A 19460-nucleotide genomic window follows, 5' to 3' on the forward strand; every position below is an offset into this window, starting at 1 on the left:
TCCGACCGATAGGCTGGACGCACCATCTCCGCGCCTCCGCGTCTCCGCGTGAACAAACCCTTACTGCTCGCCCTCAAGCATCAACCGCGCCGTCGCCTTAGCGCTCCCGACGACGCCCGGGATCCCCGCCCCCGGATGCGTCCCCGCGCCGACGAAGTACAGGTTCGGGATATGATCGTCGCGGTTGTGCACGCGGAAATAGGCGCTCTGCGTCAGCACCGGCTCGAGCGAGAAGGCCGAGCCCAGATGCGCGTTCAGATCCTGTGCGAAATCCTTCGGCGCATAGCTGAACTTGGTCACGATCCGGTCGTGGATGTCCGGGATCAACCGCCGGCCGATCTCGTCAAGGATCCGCTTCTCCAGGATCGGGCCGATCTCGTCCCAGTCGACCGGGAACTTGCCGAGATGCGGCACCGGCGCGAGCGCGTAGAAGGTCGAATGCCCCTCCGGCGCCAGGCTGGGGTCGGTGACAGTCGGGTGGTGGAGATAAAGCGAGAAATCTTCCGCCAGCACGCCGTGATCGTAAATGTCCGACAGCAGCCCCTTATAGCGCGGCCCGAACAGGATCATGTGGTGCGGAATGCCGGGCCACGTGCCCTTGATCCCGAAATGCACGACGAACAGCGACGGGCTGTACTTCTTGCGCTCGAGCGACGCCTTGGTCCGCTGTCCGCTGCGCGACGTCGCCAGCAGGTCGCGATAGGTGTGCATGATGTCGCTGTTCGCCGCCACCGCATCCGCCTGGCCCGACCAGCCGCTCGCCGTCGTGACCCCGGTCGCGCGGTCGCCCAGCGTCTCGATCGACGTCACCGGGTCGTCGAGCCGCAGCACGCCGCCCAGCCGTTCGAACTGGGTCACCAGCGCCGCGACCAGCCGGTTGGTGCCGCCCCGCGCGAACCATACGCCGCCATCGCGCTCGAGCTTGTGGATCAGCGCATAGATCGCGCTCGTCGTCATCGGATTGCCGCCGACGAGGAGCGTGTGGAACGAGAGCGCCTCGCGCAGCTTCTCGGACTTCACGAAGCTCGACACGATCGAATAGACCGAGCGCCAGGCCTGGTATTTCGCCAGTGCCGGCGCCGCCTTAATCATCGACCCGAAGTCGAGAAACGCGACATGGCCGAGCTTCTCATAGCCTTCGTGAAAAACGCCGGCGGAATAGGCGAGGAACTTCTCATAGCCCGCCCAGTCGCCCGGATGCAGCTTCTCGATCTCCGCCCGCATCTGCGTATCGTCGTTGGTATAATCGAAATTCGTCCCGTCCGCCCAGTTCAGCCGGTAGAAGGGCAGCACCGGGTCGAGCGTCACGTCCGCGCTCATGTCGTGCCCGCTCAGCGCCCATAGTTCGCGCAGGCAGTCGGGATCGGTGATGACGGTCGGGCCCGCATCGAAGGTGAAGCCGTCGCGCTCCCAGTAATAACCACGCCCGCCCGGCTTGTCGCGGCTCTCGACGATGGTCGTCTGGACGCCTGCGGATTGCAGCCGGATCGCGAGCGCCAGCCCGCCAAACCCTGCGCCGATGACGATAGCTGTCTTCATGATCTCATACTGCCTGCGATGGCGCGGACGGCGCGCACGATGGGGACGGGGGGCTTGCCGGTCAGGATCCGCGCCTTGTCGGTCATGGTCGAACGTCCGGCATAGAAACGGCCTATCAGCGAAGGGGAGAGGCGATAGAAGCGCTCGAGGATCCGGTAGCGTTCCTCGGGCTCCGCCGCGCGGAACAGCATCGTGTCGAGCATCCGGTAGAAACCGCGGCTCTTCCACGTCGCCTGCGCCATCGCATAGGTCGCATCGTGCAGCCGTGCGCCCGAGAAATCCCCCAGCGCCGCGATCATCGACGCGGTCCGTACCGCATCGGGCAGCGAATAGCCGGTGGTCGGGTGGAACATCCCCGCGCGCATCCCCGCCTTGGCGACGCGCGCGCCGGTCGAGCGCCAATAGGCCTCGAAATCGCCGCCCATCGCCACCGGCAGGACGCCCGATTCCTCTCGTTCGATCCGCTTCACCGACCAGCCGCGCTCGTCGACATAGGCGTCGATCCGGTCGCGCAGCACGGGCAGATCGAGATCGGGCGTGTCGCTGTAATAGGTGTCCTCGACGAACATCCGCCGCGCCTTGAAGGGCAGGCAATAGACGAAACGATAGCCGTCGAGCTGTTCGACGCCCGCATCCATCACCATCGGCCGCGGCGCCTTGTGCATCGCGTCGAGCAGCAGTTCGCGTCCGAGGAATTTCTGCCACGCCAGATCGAGCAGCGTGAGGTCGCCCGGCCCGCGCGCGTCGATCACCCCGGTCGCTTCGATCCGGTCGCCGTCGCTCAGCACCACCGCGGTCGCGCTCGCGCCGCTCACCTTGCGGTCGAGCATCAGCGCGTGCGGCGGCAGGACGCGGCGTACCTCGCGGTCGAGTTGGACGCTCTCGATCGAATTGTAACGCGCGTCGATCGTCCGCGCATGCCCCGGAAAGCGCACGTCATAGCCCTGCCAGCCATGCACCACGAGCGGCGCGACGATCCATCGGTCCGCCGCCGCCACGTCGCTGTCGAAGAACGACCAGAGGTGGTTGCCGCCGACCGTCGGGGCGGCATCGACCAGCCGCACGTCGAGCGCCGGATGCTTCGCTTTGAGCGCCAGCGCGATCATCCCGCCGGCCAGGCCCGCGCCAACGATCGCGACGTCGCAGGAGATCGTCGATGCCATGGCTCCGACTAGCGCAAACCGGCGCCTGCGAAAACAGCCTTTCCCGCCCAATCGCGCGCGAAGACAACCTGCATTGCCGGCCCGGCGGCCTCTTCCGCCACCGAGACGATCCCCCGCACGTCATCGCCTTCCGCTGCCACCACGTGACGGACGCGAAGGGACGGGGGACGTCAGGTCGGGCATGGCGCGCCGCCGCCATCTCCGCCACTATGTCCATGCCAGATCCGGAGCCGCCATGCCCCCCTCACACCCGACCGACGCTTCGCCAGCACCGCACGCCAGCGATCCCGGTCCCCGCCACCCCCAGGCCCCGACGCTGGCCACGGCGCGCCTGACGCTGACCGGCCATGTCCTTGCCGATCTCGACGACTGCGCCGCGATGTGGGCCGACGCCCGCGTCTATGCGATGATCGGCGGCACGCCACGCAGTCGCGAGGAGGTGTGGATCCGGTTGCTCCGATCGATCGGGCAGTGGACCGCGTTCGGCTATGGCAGCTGGATCGTGCGCGAGACTGTGACCGGCCGACTGATCGGCGAGATGGGGTTGATCGAAGCGCGGCGCGCGATCCTGCCGCCGATCGACGGTCCCGGTGCGATCGGCCCCGAAATGGGCTGGACGCTGACCGGCGACGCGCAGGGGCAGGGCTATGCATCGGAGGCGATGGCGGCGGTCCTGGCCTGGGCCGACCCGCGCATCGCCGCCACGACCTGCATCATCGACCCAAGCAACGCGCCCTCGCTCCGCCTCGCCGAGCGCCTCGGCTACCGCCTGCGCATCGAGGGTCGTTATCGTGACGCGCCGATCCTGATCCTCGACCGACGCGCCTGACTTGGGTTCCGGACGCTCAGCGGACAGGTCAAGCGATGCTGGCCGAGGAACTGCGCGGGCTTTTGCGGTACCGGGCAGCCGCAAGTCGTCGCTGCTGCCCGGCACCATGTGCGGCGCGCGCTCTTTTCCGGATCAGCCGGGAGCGCACATGCCCATGTTTACGCGCTGGCGATCAGTTCGCCGGGACCTTGATGAACGGGTCATAGCTGTAAGTCTTGCCCGACATCGAGAAGACGACGCTGTACTGGTAGGACCCCGTTGCTGTGCCGTTGTTGATCACACAGGTCCAATAGATAACGCCCGCGGGCGTCGTCTGTTTTTCAAGCTTCTGGAATACACTATTCGGCGGGTTCTGCGTGCATTGACCGGTAAACCCGGTGATTGCGATATTATCGGCGGGATTGATGGGATAGACGGTCCACACCAAGACGTCACCGGCATTGCACGGCGTCGTCAACTCGTTGCCACCCTCGGACGTGCCTTCATAGCCCGTCGTGTCGATCATATACAGACCTTGGGTGATGGTCTGGCCACTGGCCGTCGACTGAGCTGTTTCCACATCCACAGCAATCATGATGTTGATGGTTGCCATATCCTCATCTCCTAAATTTATAGTATCGAGATGGCCTGTCTCTGACATGGCGTCGGACTTTCAAACGGGCGATATCGTCGTAATGGAGCAATGTTCTGCTATCAGGGTCTCAAATCTGTTGACCTGAAAAAAAATATCACATTGGGAGGCGTCAAATAAAGTTCGATAGATGAATTCGTGGCGCTGAATTCTGTAAAATCGATAAAGATATGATGAGGATCCGGTGTTCCGACATAGAATGGGGCGGCGTTTGGTTTGCAGGCGCACAGGCCGTCGTGCTTTGCAGCCGCGTACCCGGATGCCGCCGGTTTCGATCATTTTGCGGGGGCGATAGACTAGAGTCAGTGCAAACAGGTGGAGCACCGGCCGGGCGTGGTCGACCGAGGGTCTGAATGGCAACGGCGTTCGATCCGGTCCCGGCGCTGTGATAATTCCGCTACGGGTCATTGCGATTCCGACCCTGGCGGTGCGCTCGGTTTGGCTCTGACGGTCATGACCGTTATGGAGGGGGCCAATCCGATGGGCCGGGAGGTTTTTCCCCGGTTCATGTGGAGGGGAGCATTGGGGACATGGCTGATCACGGCCAGCCACCATCAGCCACATCATGAACGATACAGGTGCAATTATGAGCTCATTTTCCGGTTCTGGGATCGGCTCTGCGGCACCGACCGGGAGCTCGGCGATGTCCGCAGATCGCATGCCAAGGCTGCCGCGCGTGCTGGCCGCGGCGGCGCTCTGGGCCGTTCTGGCGGCGGCGAGCCCGGTCACGCGGCTTGACGTCGAGGTCGACAATCTTCGCTCGGCCAAGGGCTTGATCCGTATCTGTCTGACCGCCGACCCCGATAATTTCCCCGCCTGTGTCGACGATGCCAAGGCGCTGACCCGGACCCTGCCCGCCGCGGTCCGGACGACGAGCTTTCCGGGCCTGCCGCAGCGCGGCTATGCGCTGGCGATCATCCATGACGAGAACAGCAATTCCAAGCTCGACACGATCGCGGGCATCCCGCGCGAGGGCTATGGCTTCTCGAACAACGCGGCGGTACGCTTCGGACCGCCTCGCTTTTCCGCGGCACGGTTCATGCTCGTCGGTGATGCTGAAATGCAACAGGTCAGGATGCGTTACATCTTCTGACGGATTGCAACGGACCGAATGGGGTTGCCCCGCGTTGCGCGGTGGAACCTTTTTGTCCGGAGCCCGTCCTTGCGCGCATTCTCACTCGTTCTGACTGCCGCAACCGCGGCAGTCGCCCTCGCCACGCCGGCACTTGCGCAGACGGATCCCAATCCGACCCCGCCAATCACCGATCCCGCCGACAACAACCGCATCACGCTGGGGCTCGGCGTCGCGTCGCTTCCCGATTACGAAGGTGCGGACAGCAACAGCTTCACCCCCGGCGCGGTCGCGATCGGTACGGTCCGCGGGCATGACTTCTTTACGCGCGGTACGCAGCTCTATGTGAACCTGATCCCCAATACGGGGTCGGTCGGGATCAACTACGAAGTCGGCGTTATCGCCGCCGTCCGCACCGATCGCACGGGCCGGGTCGACAACCGGCAGGTCCGCGCGCTCGGCAAGATCGACACGGCCTATGAAGTCGGCGGCTTTGTCGGCATCGGCAAGACCGGCGTCATCACCAGCGAATACGACACGCTGACCGCGCGTGTCGCCTATATCCACGACGTGTCGGGCACGCACGACAGCTATGTCATCACCCCGCAGGTCAACTACACGACGCCGCTGTCGGTCCGCACCCTGGTCGCCTTCGGCCTGTCGGCGGATTATGCAGGCAAGGGCTTTGGCCGGACCTATGCCGCGGTCACGCCGATCGGCACGATCAACAGCGGTCTGCGCACCTATGACATCAACGACAGCGGCTTCCGCCGGGTCAACGTCTCCGCGTTTGCTTTGCAGAGCCTGTCGGGCGATCTGCGCCGCGGCTTCGGCGTCGGCGCAGGGGTGCTCTACGGCCGCATGCTCGGCAAGTACAAGGACAGCCCGATCGTCGCGGACGTCGGCGATGCCGACCAGTGGCTCGGCGCGGTGGGCCTGACCTACACCTTCTGATCGCAACCCGCCGATCGATCCGAAACCCCGTGCGGCCCGGCCGTGCGGGGTTTTTCCGTTTGCGCCCCCGTCCGTTGCGCCTATGCTCGCCCTACCCCGGGGGAGCGCCGATCCGCGCTTGAGAGGAAGGCAGGAGCCTTCGACCCGCTGAACCTGATCCGGTTGATACCGGCGGAGGGAGGGAGCGGTCGCCACAGAACCGCATGCCTTGCTCCGAGACCTTTAGGAGCAAGCGCATGGCCGATTACGATCCCCGCATCCCGACCGCCGACATCGGCGTCACCACCGGCCCGATCCGCGGCTCGCGGAAGATCCATGTCGCGGTGCCCTCCAGCCCCGACGTCCGCGTCGCGATGCGCGAGATCGTGCTCGACCCCAGCTGCTCCGAGCCGCCCTTGCGCGTCTACGACACCAGCGGTCCGTACACCGACCCCAGGGCGACGATCGACATCAACGCCGGCCTGCCGCAACTCCGCCGCCAGTGGATCGAGGCGCGCGGCGACGTCGAGAGTTACGACGCGCGCGCGGTCCGGCCCGAGGATAATGGCCAGCTCGGCCCCGACCGCTCGGGCGGCGTCCCGCAATTTCCCGGCAGCATCAAGCGCCCGTTGCGCGCCAGGGCTGGCGCCAATGTCAGCCAGATGCATTACGCACGCCGTGGCATCATCACGCCCGAGATGGAATATGTCGCGACGCGGGAGAATCTCGGCCGCGCGATGCTGAAAGAGTATAAGCGCGACGGCGAGAGCTTCGGTGCGTCGATCCCCGACTTCGTCACCCCCGAGTTCGTCCGCGACGAGGTCGCGCGCGGCCGCGCGATCATCCCCAACAACGTCAACCACCCCGAATCCGAGCCGATGGCGATCGGCCGCAACTTCCTGGTCAAGATCAACGCCAATATCGGCAATTCGGCGGTCGCGTCGAACGTCGCCGCCGAGGTCGACAAGCTCGTCTGGTCGATCCGCTGGGGCGCGGACACGGTGATGGACCTGAGCACCGGCCGCAACATCCACGACACGCGCGAATGGATCCTGCGCAACAGCCCCGTGCCGATCGGCACCGTGCCGATCTATCAGGCACTCGAGAAGGTCGGCGGCGTCGCCGAGGATCTGACTTGGGAGATCTTCCGCGACACGCTGATCGAACAGGCGGAGCAGGGCGTGGATTACTTCACGATCCACGCCGGCGTGCGCCTCGCCTATATCCCGATGACCGCCAAGCGGGTCACCGGCATCGTCTCGCGCGGCGGCTCGATCATGGCGAAATGGTGCCTCAGCCACCACAAGGAGAGCTTCCTCTACGAGCGCTTCGACGAGATCACCGAGATCATGAAGGCGTATGACATCGCCTATTCGCTCGGCGACGGGCTGCGCCCCGGCAGCATCGCCGACGCGAACGACGAGGCGCAGTTCAGCGAGCTCTACACGCTCGGTGAACTCACGCACCGCGCATGGAAGAGCGACGTCCAGGTTATGATCGAGGGCCCCGGCCATGTGCCGATGCACAAGATCAAGGAGAATATGGAAAAGCAGCTCGAGGTCTGCGGCGAGGCGCCCTTCTATACCTTGGGGCCGCTCACCACCGACATCGCGCCGGGTTATGACCATATCACCAGCGGCATCGGCGCGGCGCAGATCGGCTGGTACGGCACCGCGATGCTTTGCTACGTCACGCCCAAGGAGCATCTGGGCTTGCCCGACCGCGACGACGTGAAGGTCGGCGTCGTCACCTACAAGCTCGCCGCACACGCCGCCGACCTCGCCAAGGGTCACCCTGCCGCGCAGATGCGCGACGACGCGCTGAGCCGCGCGCGCTTCGAGTTCCGCTGGCGCGACCAGTTCAACCTGAGCCTCGACCCCGATACGGCCGAGCAATATCACGACCAGACGCTCCCCGCAGAAGGCGCCAAGACCGCGCATTTCTGCTCGATGTGCGGTCCGAAATTCTGCTCGATGAAGATCACGCAGGAGGTGCGTGACTTCGCCGCCAAACAGAACGGCCCCGCCGACACGTTCCTAGCGGCCGATATCGATCAGACCGACGCCAACCGCGCGATCTTCGCCAAGGGTGCGCATGCCGACGCAGAAAAGGGCATGGCTGAAATGAGCGAGAGGTTCCGCGAGAAGGGCAGCGAGATCTACCTCCCCGCGGACGTCTGATCCGCCACATCCCGAACTCCTCCCCCGGCAGGGGGAGGATCAGGGGGTGCGTCCGTTACCGCTTGCGCACGAACTCCGCGCGCAGCACCAGACCCTTGATCCCCTCATAGCGACAGTCGATCTCCTGCGCGTCACCGGTCAGGCGGATCGCCTTGATCAGCGTGCCGCGCTTGAGCGTCTGGCCCGCGCCCTTGACGGTCAGGTCCTTGATCAGCGTCACCTGGTCGCCGTCCGCCAGCACGTTGCCGACCGAGTCGCGGACCACGACCGTGTCGTCGTCCGCCGCGCGGGTCGTGGATGCGGCGTCGGCGGCGACCCATTCGCCGCTGGCCTCGTCATAGACGTAATCGTCGTCCGCCATCGTCATCGTCCTGTTTCGTGCCGGATCACTTGAGCGTCGTCATCTCGACGGGCTTGCCCTTGGTCGTCGGGTTCGACGCGTTCGCCTTGGGCTCCTTCTCGGCCTTGGGCTTGCGGACTTCCTTGTTCGATTTCTTCTGGCTCTTGGCCATGATGCTGCCCTTCCGGCGGGGCGGAGCGCCCCGGGACGGCGACGATACACGCTTGCACTCGCGCATACCCGTAGATTCGGATCGTCGAGTCGCCCCGGCAGCGCCGGCATCGCGGGCAACCTCAGCCCGGTCGGCGCGTTGGGATGAAAAGACCATGAGGGGGCTGCGATGCATATCGGATCCGGGGCTGCGCCGATCACCCTGTCGCTGCGTGCGGGGATGGCAATGCTTGCCATGGCCGTGTCAGGCTGCAGTGCGGGCGACGATCCCCAGCAGACCGCTGCGGTCGCCAACTTCACGCCGCCTGCCACGCGGACGCCGACCCCCGTGGCGGGGCAGGCGCAGACCACGCCGCTCACCGCCTATGTCGGCAAATACCCGCATGACGCGGTCGATGGCGTCGATTTCTTCGATCGCACCGAGGTGGCCGGCGGGTTGCTCGCGGTGGTCGACGATGCCCGGCTGCGGTCGCTGATCCGCGGACGCTCGGGACCGCAGACGCCGATCTTCCAACGGGGCCGGCGCATCGCCTCCTGGGGGTGCGAGGCACATAACTGCGGCGATCACAACTGGATGGTCGCGATCGATCCGGCGGGTGGGACAGCGCAGGCCTGTTATCACGATGCCGGCACGATGCGCGATCAGAGCCGCTGGTATGCCGATGGCGCACCGGTCCTGCGCCCTGGCGCCTGTCCTTCGGAGGGTAACGATGCTTGAACACATGCCTGCCTGGCTCGGCCACGCACTTAAAGGATTGCGCGCTGGTGCCGACGCGTTGGTGATCGCCCGGTCCGGTCTCGGGTCGGGCGCGCAGGCCGGCACGGGGTTCGCGACGCTCGACCTGACCAGCCCCGCCTTTGCGCATGAGGGGCGGTTGCCGCCGCGGTTCACCGCCGATGGTGACGGGGTGTCGCCGCCGCTGGTCTGGAGCGTGCCACCTGCGGGCACCGCCGCGCTCGCGCTGATCGTCGAGGATGCGGATGCGCCGACGCCGCAACCGCTGGTTCACGCGATCGTCTGGCATATCGCTGCCGATGGGCTGCGACTGGCCGAAGGTGCGATCGCGGCCGACGGCGCAGGGACGCCCGACGGCGATGTCGGGCGCAATTCATATCTGCGCGAAGGCTGGCTGCCGCCCGATCCGCCGACCGGGCATGGCGAACATCGCTACGCCTTCCAGCTGTTCGCGCTCGATGCGGCGCTGGGCGATCCAGGCGTGTCACCGGGCCGCACCGCGCTGGTCGAGGCGATGTCGGGACATGTGCTCGCGGCGGGGTTGCTGATCGGGACCTATTCGCGCGAGGAGGCCGCGCCCGTCGGCCCCGCTTCTTCGGCCATGCTGGCCTGACCGCGACCCGCGCCTGGCGGGCAGGGATCCCCCGCGCTGCCGATCAGGCGAACGCTGCGGCGTGAGTCGCGATCAGCAGGACGGTGGTCGAGAAGGCGACGATGCCGACGAGCAGGCCGCTGTCCCGCAGGCGGTCGGGCCGGTATTGGCCGCGATGGAGGTGATGAAGCATGATGCAGTTTCCGCAGTCAGGCCGGATCACGCGATCGGGATGATCGGCGTCGCTGCGCTGATCGCGATGCCGGCGAAGACCAGCGCCCCGGCGAACGAGAGGAGGATGCGCTTGGCGGATTCGAAATGGATCGAGGACATGGTGGCTTCCCTTCGGTGATGGCGGCGTCCGGACCATCCGGCTGCCGATATCCCCTGCTTTGCACACCCCGTGCCAGTTCCGTATCCGGCTGAATCAGCGCGGTTTTTCGCAGCAGCCACGCAGCAGTTGGGATTTTGCGCCACACTTATCCGGTGAACGGCGCCAAGGATCGGTGCCGCGGACCGCCGCGCGGATCAGGCGGCGCAGATCCGGTCGCGCCCGTCGCCCTTGGCAGTGTAGAGGAGCCGGTCCGCACGGGCGAACGCGCTCTCGGCGGCTTCGTCCGCATGGATCGCGGTGACGCCTGCCGAAAAGGTGATCTGGCCGAGCGGGGAATCGGTCTCGCGATTGCGGAAGCGTTTGGCGGCAACGATCGCGCGGACCGAATCGAGCAGGCGCGCGGCGTCGCTCAGGCTGACGCCGCACAACAGCACCGCAAACTCCTCGCCGCCGTGCCGCACGACGAGATGCCCTTCGCACCCCGCCGCGATCATCTGGCCGATCGCGGTCAGCACCCGGTCGCCGACGCCGTGGCCGAACGCGTCATTGACGCGCTTGAACCGGTCGACGTCGCATACCGCGAGGCAATAGGGGCCTTTGTCCGCGTCGCGTGCGCCGAACGCCTCGTCGAACGCGCGCCGGTTCGGCAGGCCGGTCAGCGTGTCGCGTCGTGCGCTGTCGCGGGCCTCGATGAGCTTGGCCCGCAGGACGTCGGTCTCGTGCTTCGCCTTGGCCAGCCGCACCTCCGACTCGCGGATCCTGCCGATCATCGCGGTCGTGATCCGCGTGATCTCGTCGATCTCGGCCAGTCCCGGCGACGTCGTGATCGCCGCCGCGCTTTCGGCCAGGTCATGGCCGAAGCCGCGGGTCTCGGCGTGGATGCTGTGCATGATCGTCGCGAATCCGTCGACATGCTCCTGCGTCTCGGCGACCAGCCGGTCCGCCTCCCCCTCGCGCAGCGCGGGATCGCATTGGTCGTCGGGGTCGACGGTCGCGGGCGTATCGGTAACCTGTCCGCCAAGCGCCTCGATATCCCTGCGCAGCAGCCGGACGCCGCCCTCGGTCAATCGCGCAACCTGCGCCGCGAGCGGGCCGTCGGGTGCCGACAGCACGGCATGCGCGAACGCATAATGCGACGGATCCGGACGCAACCGGTGCTTACGGAGGAATCGGCCGATCTGGTCGAACAGGTCCTCCGTGCTCACCTGTTGTGCGCCCTGCGCGTCCCGCATGTCATTTGCCCCCGTTTCGCCCCCGGAATAGAACGATAAAGGTTAGCAACGCGTGACGATTTGCGGATCTATCGGCGGTTAAGCGTCTCAACTGCGGCCAGCGTCGAACTGACATGCTCGGCCGGGTTCATGTCGTCGTGAACAAAGGCGACCCGGCCGTCGCGGCCGATCACGTAACTGGTGCGCTTCGTGACGTCGCGTCCCATCACTTGCTTGCCGAGCGCGACGTCATAGCCGGCGACGACCTTCGGCCCTGCACTGGCGACCGCGAACTTGCCCGCGCATTTCTCTGCCGAGAATTTGCTCAGCGTCTCGACGTTGTCCGCCGACATGCCGATCACCGTCGCGCCGGCCTTCTTGAACGCGGGGACCGCCTCGGCAAAGGCATGCGCCTCGGCATTGCAGCCGCCGGTATAGGCCGCGGGGAAGAAGTAGAGCACGACGGGGCCCTTCTTCAGCTGTTCGGCGAGGTGGACCGTGAACACCTTGCCGGCGATCGCGCCGCGCGTGGTGAAGTCGGGCGCCTTCGCACCGGGCGCGAGCGCCGCGACTGCGGGGGTGGCGACGAGGAGGGCGGCAAGGGTCGGGACGAGGCGCATGGGGCTATACTCCGGTATGATCGCAGTGACGTACGCCCGCTCGCGGCATCCGTCCATTGCTCGCGCCGTACCGTATCGATAGGCAGGGCGCATGCCAGTGACCCAAGCCGATATCGACCTCGCGCACCGCCTCGCGGATGCCGCGGGCCACGTCATCCGACCCTATTTCCGCCACGAGCACGGCGTCGAGATCAAGGACGACCAGTCCCCCGTCACCCGCGCCGACCGCGAGGCCGAATCGGCGATGCGCCGGCTGCTCGACGCCGAACGCTCGGGCGACGGCATCGTCGGCGAGGAATTTGGCGAGAAGACCGGTGTCACCAACCGCAAATGGGTGCTCGACCCGATCGACGGCACGCGCAGCTTCACCGTCGGCCGCGCGATCTTCGGCACGCTGATCGCGCTGGTCGAGGATGGCTGGCCGGTGCTCGGGATCATCGACCAGCCGGTCCAGCGCGAACGCTGGGTCGGCGTCGCGGGGCGTCCGACGACGCTGAACGGCGTGCCGGTGCGCACCCGGGTCTGCCGCGAACTGGCGGGATCGACGATCGCGACGACCAGCCCGCATTTGTTCGGCGAGGCTGACGTCCCGCATTATCTCGCGCTCGTCGCGGCGATCTCGGGCGGCAACCCGCGCCAGGGGCCGGTCTATGGCGGCGACTGCTATAATTACGGGCTGCTCGCGAGCGGGCATCTCGACGTCGTCTGCGAATCGGGTCTCCAGCTCTACGACTTCGCCGCGCTGGTCCCGGTCGTCGAAGGCGCCGGCGGGATGATGTGCGACTGGAACGGCGACCCGCTGACCGCGGCGAGCGAAGGCCATGTGCTCGCGATCGGCGATCCGGCGCGGCTGGACGACGTGCTCGAGGCGATGCACCGGATCACGGGTGATGCGCATGACCATGGCGGTCACGACCACTGAGGCCGTCATGGCGGGAAGGCTGGCGTTACGCCTCGCACCCCGCCTGATATCCGTCATCCCGGTGAAAGCCGGGACCCACGGACACGGAACGGTCGCTAACCGCGCTGGCCGAAACCATGGGCCCCGGCTTTCGCCGGGGTGACGGGGGCCAGTGAGGTGAGCGGCGCGGGTGAGACCAAAGCCGCCGCCCTTAGAAGATCCCCAGAAACTTCTTCTTCTGCCCCTTCTTCTCCGCCTCGGACGCCTTGCCATCCTCGCCCTTGGCGGTCGTCCCGCGGCCGACATCGTCGCGCGTCTCGCCCTTGGTCGTCCGCTGCGCCTTGGCGGTCGCGCCGGCCAGCACCGGGCCGCACGCGGTGGCCTTCGCATCGCCGACATCGACGAACGCGAGCACACCCGCGACCGGCGTCGCCACCAGCGCGAGACCCAGCCCGGTGCCGACGCGGGCGAGCAGGTCCTTCGACACCACGCTCATTTTCGGTGCCGCGAACACCCCGCCAAACCCAACCGGCGACTGGCCCGCAAACAGGCTGAACTTCTTCGAATCGGCGCGGAAGGCGAGGTCGACCGCTTCGTTGCGGAAGCTGAACCCGCCGCGGCCGACGATCACGTTCTTCTTCGTGTCGATCAGGATCGGGTCCGCTGCCGCCACACCGCCGCGCACGGTGAAGCCGATCAGGCCGCAATTGACCTGGACCGGCTCGTCGAGCTTGCCCTGGAACATGCGCTGCGCGAACGTGCCGATGTCGAGCTCGGCGAGCTGGACGTTGCGCACCGACAGTGCGCCCGACGGCATCACGAACGCGATCCGGCCGCGTGACGACGCCAGCGAATCATGGATCGAATCGCCGCGCCCGTCGAGCTTGATCCGCCCCTTGATCGTCCCGGTCGTCCCCGCCTCGGCAAGCCCATAGCCCTTGAGCAACCGCCCCATCGGCGTCGGCGCGAGGCGAATGTCGTAGGACACCGCGCTCGGCCGCGACCGCGTGTCGAAGACCGCGTCGGAGGCGACGTTGCCGCGCGCCATCGCAAACGTCAGTGGCGACAGCGCCAGCCGCCCGCGCTCGAGGTCGAGCGTCAGATCGACGTTCGAGATCGGGATGTTCTTCGATCGCACTACGCCGATCGTCCATTTCAGGTCGGCATCGAAGATCTGCATCGTCTCGACCGGGAAATTCCCATCGGGCAACAGGCGTTGCGCGCCCGCGCCGGTCGCGGCGGCGGCCGCCACCGCGCCGCGGCTCTCGACGATGTCGGGATTGTAGCCGATGAACGGCGCGGCATCGACGATGTCGAGGCTCTTGGTCGCCAGCACCGAATCGAGATGGATGCGTTCGCCATTGGTGATCGTCAGCTTGCCCGCCAGATCGGTCTTCCCCGCCACGCCGGTGATCCGCGTGAAATGATATTCCTCGCCCTGTTTCACGAGCTGCCCGCGCAGCCGATAGGTGCGTGTGTTCGGGATCGCGACGTCGATCACGCCGAGCAGGGTCGACAGGTTGGCGCCGCGCGCGGTCACCGCGAGCGGCACGTTCTCGACGTCCGCTATGCTCGGCAGCGTGCCGGCGACGTCGATCACGTTGCCCGCCGCGCGCATCCGCGCGACCAGCTTGTTCTGTCCCCGATTGGCGGTCGCGTCGGGCGACAGCAGCTGCGCGGTCACCGTGAACGGCGTCTCGCGCAGCTGGCCGGTGCCCTTGAGGCCGACCGCGCGGCCGATCGTCGCATCGACCGAGCGGATGTCGGCGACGTCGAGATTGGCGAGCACGCGCATCCGCGGGTCGAGATAGCGCACGCTCGTCCCCGTCACCGTCGCCACGTCGATCCGCGGGAATTCGAGCGGCTCGCCGCCCTTCTTGTCGCTGAACGTCCAGCTGTTGGCGGTATGCGCGGCATTCCATTCAAGATCGACCGCGCCGTTGACCAGATCGAGCCAGTAGAGCCGCCGCTTGCCGAAGATCAGCGACAGCGGCGCGATCCGCGTGTCGAGCTTGTCCGCCTGGAACAGGTTGGGCCGGCTCGCCCAGTCGGGGTTGGAGAGCGTGAAGCGCTCGGCATAGAATTTGATTCGGAACGGCGCGAAATAGAGCTGGAAATCGCCGCCGACGGTCACCGTGCGGTGGGTCATCGACCCGACGATCCGCTCGAACGGATGCTTCAAGAAGCGACCCTTGGTGATGTAGAGCACCAGCCAGATGGCGGCGATCACCGCGAGGATCCCGATCAGAATGTTGCGCAGGATCCGCCGTTTGCGCCTCTTCTGCGCCGCGGCGGGCGGGGGGGCGTCGATCGGCTGCGTCGGGCTGGCGTCCATGATAAGCCTATCGCATGGCGGGCGTAGCGGTTCCACTATGGTCGGATGCCGCATTAATCCGGGAATGCGACTTGAGATTTCGGACCGATGCGGGTATCGGCCCCGCTTCCTCGAAGGGATGCGCGTTCGACGAATCGCCCGGCCAGTGTGGGCTGCCGCGGCGATTTCAGCGTTTCCCTTCGTAACCGAAAGGATAAAAATGCCCAAGCTGAAGACCAAGAGCGGCGTCAAGAAGCGCTTCAAGCTCACCGCCACCGGCCTGCTCAAGCACGGCGTCGCCGGCAAACGTCACCGTCTGGCGCATCACAACGGCAAGTACATCCGTCAGAACCGCGGCACCAAGCTGCTGTCCAAGGCCGATACCGCAGCAGTGAAGGCCTGGGCGCCTTACGGCCTGCGTTGAGCTGAGAAGGAATTAGACAATGGCACGCGTAAAACGGGGTGTTACCACCCGCGCCAAGCACAAGCGTATTTTGGTTCAGGCGAAGGGCTATTATGGCCGTCGCAAGAACACCATCCGTATCGCCCGTCAGGCCGTCGAAAAGGCCGGACAGTACGCATATCGTGACCGCAAGGTTAAGAAGCGCACCTTCCGTGGCCTGTGGATCCAGCGCATCAACGCCGGCGTCCGCGCCGAGGGTCTGACCTATTCGCAGTTCATGCACGGCGTGAAGCTGGCGGGTATCGAACTCGACCGGAAGGTCCTGGCCGACATCGCGATGCACGAGGGCGCAGCCTTCAGCGCGATCGTCGCACAGGCGAAGGCAGCACTTCCCCAGGCCGCGTAATTCGCGACTGAGGTTGGGTTTGAAAAGGGCGCCGGTGGGAAACCACCGGCGCCCTTTTTCGCGTTTGGGGTTCGCCAGCCCGTCATCCCCCCTTCCGTCATCCCGGCGAACGCCGGGACCCACGGTTACGGCGGACCCGGCGAAAGCGTGCTACCATCATCCGGCCCGCAACCATGGGTTCCGGCTTCCGCCGGAATGACGGATGTAAGAAATCTGGGGAAGGGCGATCAAGGGGGAGCAAGAAATGCGCGAAACCTTCCAGCCCTGCGTCTACATCCTCGCCTCCCGCCGCCACGGCACGCTCTACATCGGCGTCACCTCAAACTTGCTCGCGCGGCTGGTTCAGCACCGCGAGGGGTTGATCCCCGGCTTCACTCACCGGTACGGCATCAGGCGTCTCGCCTATTACGAGATGTTCGACACGATGGAGGCCGCGATCGTTCGCGAGAAGCGGCTGAAGGAGTGGCGAAGAGCGTGGAAGATCGAACTGATCGAAGCGCGCAACGAAAATTGGGACGATCTGGGTATCGGTCTGGGGCTGCCCCGCCTACCCGATCTGCCGACCGAACCCGCCCTGGGAGTATGACGTGACGCAAGACCTGAACCAGATGCGCGAACACATGTTGGCGGCGATCGCCGCGGCATCCGGCCTCGACGCGCTGGAGGCGTGCCGGGTCGAGGCGCTCGGCAAGCAGGGCACGATCACCGCGCTGCTGAAGACGCTCGGCAAGATGACCCCCGACGAGCGGCTCGTGCAGGGCCCGATGATCCAGGGTCTTCGCGAAGCCGTCGCCAATGGCATCGCAGAGCGCAAAGCGACGCTCGAACGCGCCGCGCTCGACGCGCGGCTCGCCAGCGAAACGCTCGACATGACGCTGCCCGCCGACGCGCCCATGCCCGGCACGATCCACCCGGTCAGCCAGGTCATGGACGAACTCGCCGAGATCTTCGCCGACCTGGGCTTCGCGGTCGCGACCGGGCCCGAGATCGAGACCGACTGGCATAATTTCTCCGCGCTCAACATCCCCGAGACGCATCCGGCGCGCGCGATGCACGACACCTTCTATCTCCAGCAGGGGATCGACGCGAAGGCCGCGGGCACCGCCGACGAGAAGACGACCTTCTCGCTGCTCCGCACGCACACCTCGCCCGTCCAGATCCGCACGATGCTGAGCCAGAAGCCGCCGATCCGCATCATCGCGCCGGGCCGCACCTACCGCTCGGACTCGGACGCGACGCACACGCCGATGTTCCACCAGGTCGAGGGCCTCGTGATCGACAAGGGCATCACGCTCGGCCATCTGAAGTGGACGCTCGAGACGTTCGTGAAGGCGTTCTTCGAGCGTGACGACATCGTCCTGCGGATGCGCCCGAGCTATTTCCCGTTCACCGAACCCTCGGTCGAGATCGACGTCGGCTACACGCTGGTCAAGGGCAAGCGTGTCGTCGGCGGCGCGGAGCCAGACGGCTGGCTCGAGATCCTGGGCAGCGGCATGGTCCATCGGAAAGTGATCGAGGCGTGCGGGCTCGATCCGGACGAGTGGCAGGGCTTTGCGTTCGGCTGCGGGATCGATCGGCTCGCGATGCTCAAATACGGCATGGACGACCTCCGTCCGTTCTTCGACGGCGATATCCGCTGGCTGAAACATTATGGTTTCTCGAGCCTCGACGTCCCCACTTTGTCGGCAGGAGTCGGCGCATGAAGTTCACGCTCAGCTGGCTCAAGCAGCACCTCGACACCACCGCCACGCTCGACCAGATCGTTGACGCGCTCACGCGTATCGGCCTCGAAGTCGAAGGCGTCGAGAATCCGGGCGAGAAGCTCGCCGCGTTCCGCATCGCCAAGGTGCTCAGCGCCGAACGCCACCCGCAGGCCGACAAGCTGCAGATCCTATCGGTCGACGCCGGTGATGGCCCGCTGCAGGTCGTCTGCGGCGCGCCCAACGCGCGCGCCGGGCTGGTCGGCGTGTTCGGGGCGCCCGGCGCGTACGTCCCCGGGCTCGACGTGACGCTCAAGCTCGCGAGCATCCGCGGCGTCGAATCGAACGGCATGATGTGCTCGACGCGCGAACTGGAACTCGGCGAGGATCATGACGGCATCATCGAACTGCCCGCGGACGCGCCGATCGGCACGCCGTACCCCGATTATGCCGGGCTCACCGATCCCGTCATCGACGTCGCGATCACACCCAACCGCCAGGACTGCATGGGCGTCCGCGGCATTGCGCGCGACCTCGCCGCGGCCGGCATGGGCACGCTCACGCCGCTGATCTTCGATCCGATCGTCACCGACGGGGCAGGGCCATCGGTCCGCACCGCCGACACCGCCGGCTGCCCCGCCTTCTTCGCGCAGACCGTCACCGGCGTGCGCAACGGCGAGTCGCCCGACTGGATGCGCCGCAGCCTGCTCGCGATCGGCCAGAAGCCGATCTCCGCGCTCGTCGACATCACCAACTATCTGATGATCGACCTCGGCCGCCCGCTGCACGTCTATGACCGCGCCAAGCTGTCGGGCGGCCTAGTCGCGCGGAAAGCCAAGGACGGCGAACAGGTCGTCGCGCTTAACGGCAAGACCTACACGCTCGACGAAACCATGACCGTCATCGCCGACGACGTGGCCGTGCACGACATTGGCGGCATCATGGGCGGCGAGCATTCGGGCGTCTCCGCGAACACCACCGACGTGCTGATTGAATGCGCCTATTTCGATCCCGACCATATCGCGCGCACCGGCCAGAAGCTCACGCTCACCTCCGACGCGCGCAGCCGCTTCGAACGCGGCGTCGACCCCGCCTTCCTCGACGACGGCCTGGCGATCGCCACCGCGCTCGTGCTCCACGTATGCGGCGGCACCGCAAGTGAGGTCACGCGCTCGGGCGAGCCACCGCTCGAACCTCGCGTCGTGCACTACGACCCGCGCCTCAGCGCCGACCTAGGCGGGCTCCACGTGGCCCCCGAACGCCAGGCCCGCACGCTCCTGTCGCTCGGCTTCACGATCGGTGCGATCAAATCGGCCGACGCGTTCAGCGACGCGCTGTTCTCGACGATCGAGGGCAAATGGCCGGTCACGGTCCCGAGCTGGCGC

At 66.3% G+C, this 19460-nt stretch carries 21 protein-coding genes, 1 pseudogene and 1 riboswitch; of the genes and pseudogenes, 13 read left to right on the plus strand and 9 right to left on the minus strand.

Features of this window, described 5'->3' with window-relative positions:
- Positions 1-60: 60 nt before the first annotated feature.
- The gene (locus tag sphsw_RS02925; RefSeq protein WP_031394044.1) at positions 61-1539 is read right to left on the minus strand and encodes a phytoene desaturase; all 1479 of its coding nucleotides are present in this window, start codon (positions 1537-1539) and stop codon (positions 61-63) included.
- Positions 1536-2702, minus strand: a complete 1167-nt coding sequence (gene crtY, locus sphsw_RS02930; protein WP_031439299.1) for a lycopene beta-cyclase CrtY — start codon at positions 2700-2702, stop codon at positions 1536-1538. The genes sphsw_RS02925 and crtY overlap by 4 nt, the downstream gene beginning before the upstream one ends.
- Before the next feature lie 235 nt (positions 2703-2937).
- Between crtY and sphsw_RS02935 the strand changes: the two genes are divergently transcribed.
- Entirely contained in the window at positions 2938-3531 is a 594-nt protein-coding gene (locus sphsw_RS02935) for a GNAT family N-acetyltransferase (protein WP_081874090.1), read from the plus strand.
- A gap of 172 nt (positions 3532-3703) precedes the next feature.
- Here sphsw_RS02935 and sphsw_RS18225 read toward each other — a convergent pair whose 3' ends face one another.
- Positions 3704-4123 (minus strand): hypothetical protein, encoded by a 420-nt coding sequence (locus sphsw_RS18225; protein WP_052380814.1) that lies wholly within the window; start codon positions 4121-4123, stop codon positions 3704-3706.
- Between the two features lie 418 nt (positions 4124-4541).
- On the opposite strand from sphsw_RS18225, the pseudogene sphsw_RS18595 reads away from it, so the two are divergent.
- From sphsw_RS18595 to thiC, 4 genes and pseudogenes are all read left to right on the plus strand, one after another.
- A pseudogene (locus tag sphsw_RS18595) lies at positions 4542-4900 on the plus strand (sterol desaturase family protein); the annotation flags it as partial.
- Entirely contained in the window at positions 4806-5255 is a 450-nt protein-coding gene (locus tag sphsw_RS02945; protein WP_235188267.1) for a DUF2141 domain-containing protein, read from the plus strand. The pseudogene sphsw_RS18595 and the gene sphsw_RS02945, both read left to right, overlap by 95 nt.
- Before the next feature lie 69 nt (positions 5256-5324).
- Positions 5325-6188: a MipA/OmpV family protein gene (locus tag sphsw_RS02950; protein ID WP_042466424.1), complete on the plus strand. Its 864-nt coding sequence runs from the start codon at positions 5325-5327 to the stop codon at positions 6186-6188.
- Positions 6189-6277: 89 nt separating this feature from the next.
- Positions 6278-6385, plus strand: a riboswitch (TPP riboswitch).
- Between the two features lie 39 nt (positions 6386-6424).
- Entirely contained in the window at positions 6425-8347 is a 1923-nt protein-coding gene (thiC, locus tag sphsw_RS02955) for a phosphomethylpyrimidine synthase ThiC (protein WP_031439302.1), read from the plus strand.
- A gap of 55 nt (positions 8348-8402) precedes the next feature.
- Here the strand turns inward: thiC and sphsw_RS02960 are convergent, their stop codons facing one another.
- Both sphsw_RS02960 and sphsw_RS20735 read right to left on the minus strand, forming a co-directional pair.
- Complete coding sequence (locus sphsw_RS02960; RefSeq protein ID WP_031439303.1) at positions 8403-8708, minus strand: alkylphosphonate utilization protein; 306 nt, start codon at positions 8706-8708, stop codon at positions 8403-8405.
- A gap of 25 nt (positions 8709-8733) precedes the next feature.
- Positions 8734-8859 carry a hypothetical protein gene (locus sphsw_RS20735; protein WP_260171387.1) on the minus strand — a complete coding sequence of 42 codons (126 nt, stop codon included), beginning with the start codon at positions 8857-8859 and terminating at the stop codon, positions 8734-8736.
- A 168-nt stretch (positions 8860-9027) separates the two neighbouring features.
- Between sphsw_RS20735 and sphsw_RS02965 the strand changes: the two genes are divergently transcribed.
- On the plus strand, positions 9028-9576 hold the full coding sequence (locus tag sphsw_RS02965; protein WP_042466426.1) for a hypothetical protein: 549 nt from the start codon (positions 9028-9030) through the stop codon (positions 9574-9576).
- Positions 9569-10207, plus strand: a complete 639-nt coding sequence (locus sphsw_RS02970) for a YbhB/YbcL family Raf kinase inhibitor-like protein (RefSeq protein ID WP_031439305.1) — start codon at positions 9569-9571, stop codon at positions 10205-10207. The genes sphsw_RS02965 and sphsw_RS02970 overlap by 8 nt, the downstream gene beginning before the upstream one ends.
- A 43-nt stretch (positions 10208-10250) precedes the next feature.
- Here the strand turns inward: sphsw_RS02970 and sphsw_RS20740 are convergent, their stop codons facing one another.
- The 3 genes from sphsw_RS20740 to sphsw_RS02980 all read right to left on the minus strand — a co-directional run bounded on the left by sphsw_RS20740 (position 10251) and on the right by sphsw_RS02980 (position 12351).
- Positions 10251-10379, minus strand: coding sequence for a hypothetical protein (locus tag sphsw_RS20740; RefSeq protein WP_268745752.1), 129 nt, complete (start codon positions 10377-10379; stop codon positions 10251-10253).
- 335 nt (positions 10380-10714) lie between these two features.
- Positions 10715-11725 carry a GGDEF domain-containing protein gene (locus sphsw_RS02975; protein WP_327195633.1) on the minus strand — a complete coding sequence of 337 codons (1011 nt, stop codon included), beginning with the start codon at positions 11723-11725 and terminating at the stop codon, positions 10715-10717.
- A gap of 95 nt (positions 11726-11820) precedes the next feature.
- On the minus strand, positions 11821-12351 hold the full coding sequence (locus sphsw_RS02980; RefSeq protein ID WP_031439307.1) for a peroxiredoxin: 531 nt from the start codon (positions 12349-12351) through the stop codon (positions 11821-11823).
- Between the two features lie 91 nt (positions 12352-12442).
- Here sphsw_RS02980 and sphsw_RS02985 point away from each other — a divergent pair, with 91 nt between their 5' ends.
- On the plus strand, positions 12443-13273 hold the full coding sequence (locus tag sphsw_RS02985) for an inositol monophosphatase family protein (RefSeq protein ID WP_031439308.1): 831 nt from the start codon (positions 12443-12445) through the stop codon (positions 13271-13273).
- 190 nt (positions 13274-13463) lie between these two features.
- On the opposite strand, the gene sphsw_RS02990 is transcribed toward sphsw_RS02985, so the two are convergent.
- The gene (locus sphsw_RS02990) at positions 13464-15587 is read right to left on the minus strand and encodes an AsmA family protein (protein WP_031439309.1); all 2124 of its coding nucleotides are present in this window, start codon (positions 15585-15587) and stop codon (positions 13464-13466) included.
- Positions 15588-15786: 199 nt separating this feature from the next.
- Here sphsw_RS02990 and rpmI point away from each other — a divergent pair, with 199 nt between their 5' ends.
- The 5 genes from rpmI to pheT form a co-directional block, all read left to right on the plus strand.
- Positions 15787-15990 (plus strand): 50S ribosomal protein L35, encoded by a 204-nt coding sequence (gene rpmI, locus sphsw_RS02995; RefSeq protein ID WP_031395289.1) that lies wholly within the window; start codon positions 15787-15789, stop codon positions 15988-15990.
- Between the two features lie 19 nt (positions 15991-16009).
- Positions 16010-16375, plus strand: coding sequence for a 50S ribosomal protein L20 (gene rplT, locus sphsw_RS03000; RefSeq protein WP_031395288.1), 366 nt, complete (start codon positions 16010-16012; stop codon positions 16373-16375).
- A gap of 244 nt (positions 16376-16619) precedes the next feature.
- On the plus strand, positions 16620-16961 hold the full coding sequence (locus sphsw_RS03005; RefSeq protein WP_031439310.1) for a GIY-YIG nuclease family protein: 342 nt from the start codon (positions 16620-16622) through the stop codon (positions 16959-16961).
- A gap of 22 nt (positions 16962-16983) precedes the next feature.
- Complete coding sequence (pheS, locus tag sphsw_RS03010) at positions 16984-18078, plus strand: phenylalanine--tRNA ligase subunit alpha (RefSeq protein WP_031439311.1); 1095 nt, start codon at positions 16984-16986, stop codon at positions 18076-18078.
- Positions 18075-19460, plus strand: a 1386-nt coding sequence (pheT, locus tag sphsw_RS03015) for a phenylalanine--tRNA ligase subunit beta (protein WP_031439312.1), incomplete at its 3' end; no start/stop codon positions are given. The genes pheS and pheT, both read left to right, overlap by 4 nt.

Source organism: Sphingomonas sp. FUKUSWIS1 (assembly GCF_000733135.1).
Taxonomy (GTDB): domain Bacteria; phylum Pseudomonadota; class Alphaproteobacteria; order Sphingomonadales; family Sphingomonadaceae; genus Sphingomonas; species Sphingomonas aerolata.